The organism is Chryseobacterium sp. JV558 (assembly GCF_033712365.1).
Lineage (GTDB): Bacteria > Bacteroidota > Bacteroidia > Flavobacteriales > Weeksellaceae > Chryseobacterium.
Window position 1 is genome coordinate 11,983 of sequence record NZ_WJHU01000004.1, and the last position, 11,482, is coordinate 23,464.

At 31.5% G+C, this 11,482-nt stretch carries 8 protein-coding genes, 1 tRNA gene and 1 CRISPR repeat array; of the genes, 2 read left to right on the plus strand and 7 right to left on the minus strand.

Annotated features, from left to right (window positions below):
* Positions 1 to 18: 18 nt before the first annotated feature.
* Positions 19 to 989: direct repeats of the CRISPR family, unit length 47 nt; unit sequence GTTGTGAATTGCTTTCAAAATTTATTATCTTCGTGATTAGTCACAGC.
* Positions 990 to 1,046: 57 nt separating this feature from the next.
* The 3 genes from cas2 to cas9 are packed head-to-tail and all read right to left on the minus strand — an operon-like array spanning position 1,047 to position 7,344.
* Positions 1,047 to 1,385, minus strand: coding sequence for a CRISPR-associated endonuclease Cas2 (cas2, locus tag GFU89_RS14525; RefSeq protein WP_318847813.1), 339 nt, complete (start codon positions 1,383 to 1,385; stop codon positions 1,047 to 1,049).
* Entirely contained in the window at positions 1,382 to 2,275 is an 894-nt protein-coding gene (cas1, locus tag GFU89_RS14530; RefSeq protein ID WP_318847814.1) for a type II CRISPR-associated endonuclease Cas1, read from the minus strand. Before cas1 ends, cas2 begins: the two co-directional genes overlap by 4 nt.
* 2 nt (positions 2,276 to 2,277) lie before the next feature.
* A complete protein-coding gene (cas9, locus tag GFU89_RS14535) occupies positions 2,278 to 7,344 on the minus strand; it encodes a type II CRISPR RNA-guided endonuclease Cas9 (protein ID WP_318847815.1) in 5,067 nt (1,688 codons plus the stop codon).
* A gap of 409 nt (positions 7,345 to 7,753) precedes the next feature.
* Between cas9 and GFU89_RS14540 the strand changes: the two genes are divergently transcribed.
* Positions 7,754 to 8,026, plus strand: a complete 273-nt coding sequence (locus GFU89_RS14540; protein WP_318847816.1) for a DNA-binding protein — start codon at positions 7,754 to 7,756, stop codon at positions 8,024 to 8,026.
* The gene (locus tag GFU89_RS14545; protein WP_318847817.1) at positions 8,013 to 8,315 is read left to right on the plus strand and encodes a hypothetical protein; all 303 of its coding nucleotides are present in this window, start codon (positions 8,013 to 8,015) and stop codon (positions 8,313 to 8,315) included. Before GFU89_RS14540 ends, GFU89_RS14545 begins: the two co-directional genes overlap by 14 nt.
* 49 nt (positions 8,316 to 8,364) lie before the next feature.
* Here GFU89_RS14545 and GFU89_RS14550 read toward each other — a convergent pair whose 3' ends face one another.
* From GFU89_RS14550 to GFU89_RS14565, 4 genes are all read right to left on the minus strand, one after another.
* Entirely contained in the window at positions 8,365 to 9,738 is a 1,374-nt protein-coding gene (locus GFU89_RS14550; protein WP_318847818.1) for a site-specific integrase, read from the minus strand.
* A gap of 293 nt (positions 9,739 to 10,031) precedes the next feature.
* Positions 10,032 to 10,116: transfer RNA gene (locus GFU89_RS14555), tRNA-Ser, on the minus strand.
* Between the two features lie 216 nt (positions 10,117 to 10,332).
* The gene (locus tag GFU89_RS14560; RefSeq protein ID WP_318847819.1) at positions 10,333 to 10,827 is read right to left on the minus strand and encodes a hypothetical protein; all 495 of its coding nucleotides are present in this window, start codon (positions 10,825 to 10,827) and stop codon (positions 10,333 to 10,335) included.
* Positions 10,828 to 10,891: 64 nt separating this feature from the next.
* The gene (locus tag GFU89_RS14565; protein ID WP_318847820.1) at positions 10,892 to 11,482 is read right to left on the minus strand and encodes a hypothetical protein; all 591 of its coding nucleotides are present in this window, start codon (positions 11,480 to 11,482) and stop codon (positions 10,892 to 10,894) included.

Consider the following 11,482-nt stretch of genomic DNA (forward strand, 5'->3'; position numbering starts at 1 on the left):
AGGACACCGACACCGCCCGTTGTGAATTGCTTTCAAAAATTATTATCTTCGTGATTAGTCACAGCGAGATATCGACTTTTCCTTCTTCAATAATTGTTGTGAATTGCTTTCAAAATTTATTATCTTCGTGATTAGTCACAGCCGCACTTGAATATATAAACGATACACCTACGTTGTGAATTGCTTTCAAAATTTATTATCTTCGTGATTAGTCACAGCAACACATGTCAATACATATTAGAGCATAGTGTTGTGAATTGCTTTCAAAATTTATTATCTTCGTGATTAGTCACAGCACGAAATGTTATCATGGGTTGGTGTTACCAGTTGTGAATTGCTTTCAAAATTTATTATCTTCGTGATTAGTCACAGCGTGTTCGCATCTGCACTTGTTAAGGTTCGTGTTGTGAATTGCTTTCAAAATTTATTATCTTCGTGATTAGTCACAGCGAAACAAATCGTTGATTATTTTGATGATGAGTTGTGAATTGCTTTCAAAATTTATTATCTTCGTGATTAGTCACAGCAAAAAGGAGATAATTATTTGCTTTCAAATAGTTGTGAATTGCTTTCAAAATTTATTATCTTCGTGATTAGTCACAGCCGGGCAAAAAAGGGGTAATGTTTAAGATCCGTTGTGAATTGCTTTCAAAATTTATTATCTTCGTGATTAGTCACAGCGCATTTGCCGCTTTTCCATAAATTGGAACAGTTGTGAATTGCTTTCAAAATTTATTATCTTCGTGATTAGTCACAGCATTATTTAATCCAGGTTTCGCGGGTTCATTGTTGTGAATTGCTTTCAAAATTTATTATCTTCGTGATTAGTCACAGCAACACATGTCAATACATATTAGAGCATAGTGTTGTGAATTGCTTTCAAAATTTATTATCTTCGTGATTAGTCACAGCTGCTTTGAACATGATAGGGACAGGATCCTGGTTGTGAATTGCTTTCAAAATTTATTATCTTCGTGATTAGTCACAGCCTCAAAAAACAATCTACTGGCAATCAGTAGATTGTTTTTGTTTATAGGATTTAAATTCTAGAACAATTCCAGTTGTTGGAAGTTTGGAGGCGGTTCTTCTTTATTTCTGGCAAAGAAGATTTCAATATCTCCAAATTGTTTATCTGTAATACACATAATAGCAACTTTACCAGCTTTAGGCAACATAAACTTAACTCTCTTAATATGAACCTCGGCATTCTCCCGACTTGGACAGTGACGAACATACATCGAAAACTGAAATAATGTAAAACCATCATCAATTAAACTCTTACGAAATCGATTGGCGTCTTTCATATTAGCTTTAGTTTCAGTCGGTAAATCGTATAATACTAAAACCCACATAATTCGGTATGCATTAAACCTTTCGGAATTCATATCAGTTCAGGGTAGGAAATCAGTCTTTTTTCGCCAGTATAACATTTATAAAGCGATGAAGCTGTTGTTTTCACGGCCACCAACAGAGGTCTTGTTTTACTGTCAATCATCACATCTTTGGTCACAATCTGCAAAATATGTGCTTTAAATCCTTTCGTCAATTCTTCTATTTCAGGGTTAATTTTCAGCCATTGCATTACCAATAAATCAATAAACGGACGATAAGGCTCCATTAAATCATCAGCAAGACAGTAAGGATTATATTTATTTTTATGGAAAATTCCCAAAACAGGAAGTAAGCCAGTTTCCACAATGGCTCTCGCTACAATACTTCTCAGAACAGCATATCCAAAATTGAAAAACTGATTGGGCGAATCTCCAAAACGCTGTCGAAGAAAATCAAGACTGATTAAATATTTCCAATAATGTTGCGCTGCAATACCTTCCATATTGGTAATATCGCCAGACTTTACATTTTTTTGATATTCAATCATAGGTTCGTAATAATTTCCCAATCTCATTAAAACATTTTTCTGATTTTCAATCTTACATTCTATAGTTTGTTTCCAAAGCTGTTTTTTAAGAGGTTCGCTGGCTTCTAATTGGTCTTTTACACGGTCCGAATGTTCGGTATGACCATACAACGGTAACATAATTCCATGAGGCAAATGATGTGCATCACAGCTTACCACCACAACATTATTCCCCATCATTTTTTGGATCAGATTATGAGAAATAGTAATTTGAAAATGATCCAACATCAAAAGCCCCAAATCTTCCACAGGAACACTCCCCTTTTCCGTTTTGGTTTCCGGACAGAGGATTTTCATCTGCTCATCTTTTAATTTGAGATAAGCGGGATTGCCGATGTAGATAGAGCGAGTAATCATAATTATGCTTTTGAGATGTTTCCTAATCTATCCACTTTCAATTTCCAGCAACTTGATTTAATTTGTTCTCTACTGTAAGTATTTTGGCTTTTTGTTTTATTTTCAGAACCTAATCCAACTTCATTAAATAATGGTTTTATTTTTTTTACAATTCCTTTTTTTGTTTCATTTATTTCTTCCCAGAATAATAAGTTATCTTTTATTTTTTTATGTCCTTCTGCTTTAATATCTATAATTGGAGTAGCGATATTAGCAGACACAAAATTCATAGTCGTTCCACTTCCATCCGTAAATTTGTATATCCTATTCATCTGCTCTTTGCTCAAATTATTGAAATCAATTAGAGTAAGACAGTCTTTCTCTTCTTCCGTTGGAACAAACACAAAATCACTTGGATTTAATACAAAAATCAATTTGAAATCTGAATCTTCAGGATGTATTGCAGGACAAGGTTCAAATCCTTGTTTTAAACTCTCAACGGATTCTCGCAAAGTTGGAATATAGAATTTTCTCTCTGTACCGTTTTGATAAAAACCACAGAAAGAATTACTTCCAGCTGCTGTCACAACAAATTTCGTACTCTTTTGCCCTTCTTCCGATACAGAGAACTTGGTTCCCATTGCATCACTTGTCCTTACTTTATAAATAGGATGATGAAACATGCCATTATTTAACTCAATAATGTTTTTATTTAATTCTTTAACACCATCTGATGAAAACGCATTTTCAGTATCAAACCTTGGTTTATCATTAATAACCTCTTTGTAATTATCAAGATGGTTTTCTAAAATTTTCTGTATTCCCGTATCTGTAATTGATTGAATGACTTTAATAATTTTATCCGATGGTATCTGTGAAAAGGATTCTAAATTGTTTCCAAATCTTGTTGCTACAAATTTTTCATAAACAGAAACTTTAGTATATTTATTATTTAATAACTCTATAATCTCTTTTACAGATTTACCCTCGCTATTTTTTAAAACATCAATTTCTTTTACTAATTCATCATCAACTAAATCATATTTTTCAATTAGTGCTTTCTCCAAGCTAAGTGTAGTAATCTTATTTTGTAATTTGACTTTACCGTAAAATGTATCTTCGTGAAGTCTTTTTCTTACATTGTAATTTACAGCTTGTTCTAAGTTTTCCTGTTTAATGATATTGAGCTTTCCATCTTCAGATTTCAAATATTTGTTCCAACGCTGTCGAATAACGCGATTCTTTTGTTTAAAACTAGCTATCGTATTTTCTAATGCATTTTGAGCAATATCTTTGAATACTTTGCTTTTAAAATCTTTAAACTGATATTCAAATTCATCAATCCCATCTTTTGATTTTATCTGTGCAGGTGGCAGGAAATACCATTCTTTTTCGTCATTAAAACTTCTTCTTGAATTAGTTAACTGAAATTTAATTGCTTTTCTTGTATTTAATTTCTCTTCGCTACTTTCTTGTGATGAAATATTATTTAAATAATTGACGTGATTTTCCGTAGTCAAAGCAATTATCAAAGCATCTAAAGCGTGATGGCGATGATCTATTCTTTTAGAATCGAAATTTTTGCTTGTTTCCTCAGGAACGGTATTGATAAAAACTTTATGCCCATTAATTTCTCTATAATCTCCGAATAAATTTGTATTTGTTAATGCATTCAACCGTTTAAATCTTGGAGAAATAATTTCATTCCAAGCATCATTCAGTTGCCAATGTCTTTTTAAGGTTGTGGTAATAGTTCCATTTGTAGCCAAAACATTCTTAGAACGGAATGTATCTTCGTCTTTTTCTCGTACAATATTACTCAACAATTTCATCGCCATTTTGGAGATATATTGACTGTTATTTAATTGGCTATTTGTAAATTCTTCCGGTATTTCTTTACTCAATAGTATTTCTCTTTTTCTTCCGGAAAAATTATTATTCACTAAATCTTCGTAATCTTTTATAGCAATTATTTCAATTTCTGAATCGTGTGCACAGCAAAAAACTTTTTTAGATTTTGCGTTAGATATAAAACTATATCCTGTAGAAGCTTTCTTTTCTTTGTTGATTTCCGTTTCACATATAACTTTATTATAAAGTGCATTCAGTGTGATACGTTCTTGTGGAAAAACATGTTCAATTTCATATTTTTTTCGGTCAAATAAATCAGATAACTTAATGAATCTTCCAGAGTAAGGTGATTGATATCTTTGATCTAACCAAAGTTTATATCGTTCAAAATCACTTCTACTAATTTTAGAAAACTCTTTCGATGTTATGTCTTTGATTTCCTTTTTAGTTATTTTTCCGTTGGCAAGCAGATACTCAGTATTGTCTTTATCATATTCAATAGATGAAAGAAGACTTTCTTCTAATATTTTAAGCTTCTCTTGTTGGAAAGGCGATTTTTCTTGAAGTGAAAAATTAGTTTGTTTTAACTCACGTAAAAGCTCCACTATCCTTTCATTAGCTTTTCTATTTTCCTTGTTTTGTTTATCATCTCTTTCTTTTTGTCTATTATTTTTTTTCATTTCTCGAGCTAACTCAATATGAATTTTATCGAATAGCGTGTTATAAATAATTTTTCCGTCCTTATCTTTTCCTATTTCCTCACCATAATATTTCCAAATATCCTTAACAACGTGCAACGTTTCTACTAAAATTTTCTCAACTGTTGGATTATTCAATGAATGTTGCTTGAATTCATTCTTTAAATAGTTTTCAATATCATAAGGCGATTGCCAAAACTGTACTTCTCCAACTTCAGAGTATCGACCATAAACCAAATAACACGCACTAGAAACCCAAAGTCCTTGAAAGTCTTTTAACTCTCCATTGATTTCCTCTTTATCCAAAACTTTTTGTTTTATTTCGTGATTTGCTTTTGAAAGAATATTCTCAATACCATCTGAATTCCAATATTTTCCAAGTCTTAGAAACGGTAACATTTTCTTTATAGCCTTTTCCGAATAGGTCCCGTAATCATTAGCATATCCTCCGAAAGAGCTAAAGTACTTAACCAATTCTGATTGAAACTCTTTAGATAAGCTTGTTTTATCTAATAATCTAAAAATCAGATTATTTAATCCTTTATTAAATTCATCTTTTTTCTTTACCGAATAAAAGAAATGCCAAAGACTGTATTCATTTTCAGGAGTCAGAAATGTTTTATAGTCGAATCCTTTAATACGTTTTGTTCGGAGAATGAAATTATATCTCGTTGGGTTACAAGGTTCTTTTTCAGAAGTAAAGTTCCATTTGTAATGTTCTGTAGAAATATTTAAATCTTTATATTTTTTGTTCAAAAATCCAAGAATATCTTTCTCCGTTACATTTTCCTTATCATTTAAAAAATCATACAATTCTTCTTTCAATTCGTTATTCAATAAGGTAGAAGTAACATCAACATTTAGCTTAATTTCTTCGTTTACAAGTTCCTCTTTCTTAATTATTTTCAGCCTTTTAATCAATTGCCAAAGCCTAAATTCCTGATAAAAAGGATTAGATTTATGAATAGCTTTTAATGGGGTTTTATATTTCTTGCCTGTTTTTTCATCCATCCGTTCAAAGTTTTGCTTTTCATAAATACAATTAGCGATCAAAGACTTTTTTGATTTTAAATCTCTTTGATACAAAAGAATATCTTCTTTAATTAGATGATTAAAATCTAATTCTTTAATTGTCTTTTGATGATTAGGATTGTTAGGATAAAGAAGTTGAATTGCTTGTTCATACAAATCTCTATTTCCTAATTCCGGATGAAATCTTTCTTGATTTTTATAAATTACGTCCAACTCCTCACGATAGTAATCTCTTTCAATTACCGTGATTAAGTCAGCTTTTATTTTTTGTTTTGGATTTTGCAGAAGATTGTAATAGATATAGGAAGCAATACCCTTTGCATTATTTTTTGTGTTAAAAGAAGTTAAAGAAGTCTCGGTCTTTAATTTCATTAAAGTCCAATCATCTTCTTTTGGAATATTGATATTTCTACCTTTATCAGCTCCTTTAGGTATTCTAATACCATTTTCATCATATCTAGTACGAATAATAAAATCTCTTTTAGTATTTTTCCACTTAGGAATAAATTTACTTTGTTGCTCTTTTGTCCAACCTGTCTCCAGTTCTACATCAAAAATGGAATTTTCTTTTATTCTCCTTCCTGTATTTCTAACATCAGCTATTAGAAACTCACGTACTTCATTAATAATATATTCGGTTTTCTTAGAATCAATTGTACCCTCCTCATCATATTTTGAAATAATTTCAACCTCTTTCAAATCTCCGATCTCCGTAATTGCAATTTTTGTCTCTTCTTTATATTTGAAAACTTCTATTTCTTCGTTATTATTATCAACTAAAATTACTTGATAAGCATCTTCATTTTCAAGTTTATTAACTTCTTTTACTTTGCCAACAAAAGAGTCAGTTAATTCTCCTTCTTTTTGAACTTTTTCATCTTGCCCAATTACTTTTTCATAACCTCTTTTCTGATTAAAACTTAACGTAATCCAAGCTAATTGTTCTTTGGTTAGTTCAAAATTTATATCTGTAACAGCTTTATGTCTTAAATAATATAACGTCCAGTCATAAGGAATTTTAGTCTGATTTCCATTTTTTTTATGATAAAACATTTCAGGATATTTTTTCCTAAAATCATTTTCCATAAGATAATAGGCATCCTTAAAAAGAAATTGAGATTTACCATTATCATCTTTGTAATAAGCCAATTTCTCTTCAGTTCCTTTTTTAAATTTCCCACTACGTTTACCTTTTTCATTTTCAAATTCAATAAAAAGTTTATAATGTCCTGGAAGACAGTTTAATAAATTCAAAACACTATGAAGTCTATCTCTTCTTAGTAAATATCTTTCATTAAGTTTTCTTGGAGAACGCAATGTCGTTCGTTTGGCCGCACCACTCTCTGTTTTGGAACCACTCTCAAATTTTGCAATTTCAGCAGCATCCATCGTCAGGATTCGAGAACCAAGTCCTAAAATTTTTACAATTTTATGATCGTGGTCTATTTCAACTAATGCCCAACCAATCGAGTTAGTTCCCAAGTCTAATCCAAGTATAGTTTTGATCATGGTTATCTATTTTTTTCTTATTATATAAAAATAGAAAGAAAAAAAATACTAAAAATGAGGATTCCCGTAAATCTTCTAAACATTTTTCAATTATATTTGTATTAATAATTTTGAAAGCAATTCACAATAAGGATTATTCCGTTGTGAAAACATTTAGAGCCTCGACTATCTTCGGGGCATTTTTTATTAGAATTAGTGTCTTTTTTTAATACGTAAAACCTTTAAGCTTATTTAAATCATCAACAAAATGGTTTGAGAATTGTTCTTCCACGTCTACTTAAAACTCACTTTTCTAAATTTCCTGCACAGGCAATAAGAAATACAAAGAAAAAATATGCCTGTTACTTCCTCTTTTAGGATATCTGTAAGTCTAAAGTTTAAATTTTGAATTAAATCAAAATTTATAATTATGGATACAATAACAAAAACTGATTTAGAAGCATTGAGAAAACTTATAGTTTCGGATATTGAGAACTTAATAAAAGCTAATCTGGCTAATTCAAAAGAGCATGAAGAATTTGGCTGGATGCGAAGTAAGGTAATTCGCAGAAAACTGAATATTTCTGCTTCGACATTGCAAAATCTCAGAATCACAGGCAAAATTCGATTCAAGAAATTATTAGGCTCATATTATTACAATTGGGAAGACCTTCAACATCTATTTGACTATGAAGAAGAATAATATGCAGCACTGGTTTGATTTCCTTGATGAAATTCAAAATGATCCAAAACTGAATGTTTGGCATATTGCTTTACTGATTGCAATCGCACGCCTTGCCTGCAAGCAAAATGAAAAATGGGTTATCAGGGTGAGCAGGAGAAAGCTTATGGCGTTTTCGCACATCACTACAATAACCAGTTATCATAAATATTTTAAGCAGCTTCAGCAGTTTGGATATATCAAGTACATTCCGGATTATCATCCGGATTATCGCAGCACAGTAGAAGTTTTGCATAAACAGAAAAGCTGATTCAAAACAATTCCCTCAATACTTCAAGATTTTGAGGGAATTGTTTCTATCAAATAATTGCCTTTGCTCTGTTAAGTATATTTTCAAAAGCATTACATCTGTCAGTAAGAGAAATCTCTGAATGAACGTTTTGAGCGTTTTTTAAATCATGGAATTCTTTTTCAAGCTGTTCAAGAAATTTCACCAGATCACTATTGAAATTATTTGTTCCTCTTAGTTTAGCTTCAAGTTCTTTCATTTCACGCGCAATAGATTCCTGTTCGGTGATTGCATAATCCTCGGTCTGTTTCACGGAATGATGACCCAGCATTTCTTTAACAACGTGTATCGATACACCGTTGTTTAAAGTAACTGTACTGGCAAAGGTACGTCGTGCTTTATGAGTATTAAGTGTTACATTCATATTACATAAAACCGCTATTTCCTTTAGATACTCGTTCATTTTCTGATTAGATCGACCAGGCAGTACAGTACCTCTTTTTAAGCATAATGGATTATCCCTATATTTAGCTATAATTTCCAACGCTTTAGGTAGGAGCGGGATATCTGTGTCAGATTTTGATTTTTGCCTGCTGGACATGATCCAAGCGCTTCCATCATTAGCTTCTTTAATATCTTCCCATTTTAACTGGAAAGCATCGATGTAAGACAATCCTGTGTAACATTGAAAAACAAAAATATCCCGCACTACTGACAGTCGTTCTGAGCTAAATTCTTTTTCTTCAATTCGTCTGAGTTCAGCTTTTGTCAAAGGTTTCTTTCTAATCTTAGTCTTCTTTCCGATAAAAAGTTTGAACGGATCCTTAGGAATGATTTCTTTGGCAATAGCTCTCAGTACTATTTTCTTAAAATTGCTAATATACTTCAATGAAGTATTATTAGCACATTTCCTTACTGTTTTAAGGTATAGATCATAATCCTTTACAAACTCATAGTTCAGAACTCTGAACTCTATGTCATCTTTATTATATTGATACTTTATAAATTCCTGGACATGAGACCTTGCAGTGATATAACGGTCATGTGTTCCTTTGGTATATTCTCCGGTCTCCACCAATTTGCCCATCTCATCATTATGTTCCTGAAATTCTTCAAGTACCTTATTGCAAGGCTTATATTTTCCGTTTACAAAATTTATAAGATCAATAGAGGTAATGGGAATACCATTATTCATGAGCTCGGTTCTGTAGCTGTTGATCTTAGTCATTAAAGATTCAAGGAAAAGATTGACAGTCTTTGCATCTTCTTTCGTCCCCACAGCTTTGCCTTCTTTCTGATCCCATCGGTTGGGATACCATTTTCTTTTCGTAGAGGTTTCTTTAGGAATGCCATCTACTGTTATCCGTACATAAATATGGCGGATCTTTTCATTTTTTGAGCTCTTTAAAAAGAAAGTGAGCCCATAGCTTTGTTCTACTAACATAATTCAACATTTTTAAGGTTATAAATGTCAAACTAAAAGTTCCTCGAATCAAGATGTTTAGATATACAACACGTTCATTACAAATTAATTAAACGCATTTTTACAGCTTTTTGAATCTGCTTTTGTGGCAATTTTTAAGCAATTTAAAAACTGCCACACAATTGCCACAAACTTTTGGAGTATTTTTGAAAATTACAGCAATTGCCATAAATAAAAAAATCCTGCAAATCATTGATTTTGCAGGATATATTTATTTTTTGATGCCTTTTGAAAACTTTCGTTTTCGCATCTTGCGGAGAGAGAGGGATTCGAACCCCCGGACCTGTTACAGTCAATAGTTTTCAAGACTATCGCAATCGACCACTCTGCCATCTCTCCTTAAACTCCGGTAGTACCGTTGTTTTCAGTGGTGCAAATATAGAAAGTTTTTTATTACTGACAAAATATTTTTTTAATAAAATTTACATTTCTATTTTTTTCAAGAAAATTCTATTTTTCAAGGCTGTTAAATCAAAGTGATTAACAGCTAAAATTCAACTGTTTATCCCTTAACAAAAGGGATTCAGCTCTAATAGATATTTTTAATGAAATTTTTTAGCCGTAATAATATTCGGTAGTGACATCACCGCTAAAAGCCGGATGCATGTCCTGTTTCTGCATATTCAGTTCAAATAATCTTTCACCATCTTTTTTCCCTCCCCGTATTTTTAATGAATACCATCCGTTTTCTAGAGATAAACTAATACTGTTTTCATCATTGATAGAAGTAATGTCTTTTAAATAGCCAATACCAACAACTCTTACTTCATTATTAGCGGTCTGAAATACCCAGCCTCTGGACTCTACTTCTACCTCATCATCATTCAGAATCTTTTCGCCATTCATAGAGACCCGGAATGTATAATGATCTTCTTCTACGCCTATTATGGGGATTGCGATTCCTGATTTCGTTATTTCATCCCCATGTTCGTTTTCTACAAAATATTTTAAAATATTATTACCCTGAAGATGATTTTCTTCCAGGTATTTTGCTAAAAGCTGTGGACTGAATACCACAAAACCTTTAAGTTCAGAGAATATTTTCTTCATATATGGATTGGATTTGGATTAAATTTCACTTGACATTTCGAGGTTGGCAAGTGGATATTGTCTCTTAATTGATCATATTTTCTTGATTAAATGTTATAAAATCATTTTGTGAAATAGTATCAATTATGTCTATTAGTTTATCTTCTGCTGAAATTTCTTTATCATAAAACTGTTCAATAAATTCTTCACACTCATCATCATCACCATCAGGATCGTTGGTAAAAAATTCTTCAGATTTAAGGTTGTTGATTACATCCAGAGTATAATCTATTGTTGATTTTATCTTTGCTTCCTCTCCTTTTACTATTTTAATAATATTAACGGCAATCAAGGCGATATTAACTGCAATTGCGGCCTGATAACTGCTGTACTCGTCATCTTCAGGAGCTAAACTTTCAAGGGTATTGAATCTCTCAATACCTGCAGAATTCAGTTCATTACCTGTAAAAACACTATTTAAAACATAATCTGAAAACTCAGCAAGCTGTGTACTTCCATTTTTAAAACGTTGGGCATACTCATAATCATCATCTTTAATTTCTTCCTCAAAAAGTTGATACAAGTCTTTAATTCTTATGAGTGATGACAGATTAAATTTGATTTTATTTTCTTTACTTAGGTTTAATGATTTTTCCTTAACCGAATTTTCGCTCAT

What these genes read in the sequence shown, in the direction of transcription:
- cas2 (WP_318847813.1), bottom strand. Translation starts at nt 1,385, where the DNA reads ATGAATTCCGAAAGGTTTAATGCATACCGAATTATGTGGGTTTTAGTA.
- cas1 (WP_318847814.1), bottom strand. Translation starts at nt 2,275, where the DNA reads ATGATTACTCGCTCTATCTACATCGGCAATCCCGCTTATCTCAAATTA.
- cas9 (WP_318847815.1), bottom strand. Translation starts at nt 7,344, where the DNA reads ATGATCAAAACTATACTTGGATTAGACTTGGGAACTAACTCGATTGGT.
- GFU89_RS14540 (WP_318847816.1), top strand. Translation starts at nt 7,754, where the DNA reads ATGGATACAATAACAAAAACTGATTTAGAAGCATTGAGAAAACTTATA.
- GFU89_RS14545 (WP_318847817.1), top strand. Translation starts at nt 8,013, where the DNA reads ATGAAGAAGAATAATATGCAGCACTGGTTTGATTTCCTTGATGAAATT.
- GFU89_RS14550 (WP_318847818.1), bottom strand. Translation starts at nt 9,738, where the DNA reads ATGTTAGTAGAACAAAGCTATGGGCTCACTTTCTTTTTAAAGAGCTCA.
- GFU89_RS14560 (WP_318847819.1), bottom strand. Translation starts at nt 10,827, where the DNA reads ATGAAGAAAATATTCTCTGAACTTAAAGGTTTTGTGGTATTCAGTCCA.
- GFU89_RS14565 (WP_318847820.1), bottom strand. Translation starts at nt 11,482, where the DNA reads ATGAGCGAAAATTCGGTTAAGGAAAAATCATTAAACCTAAGTAAAGAA.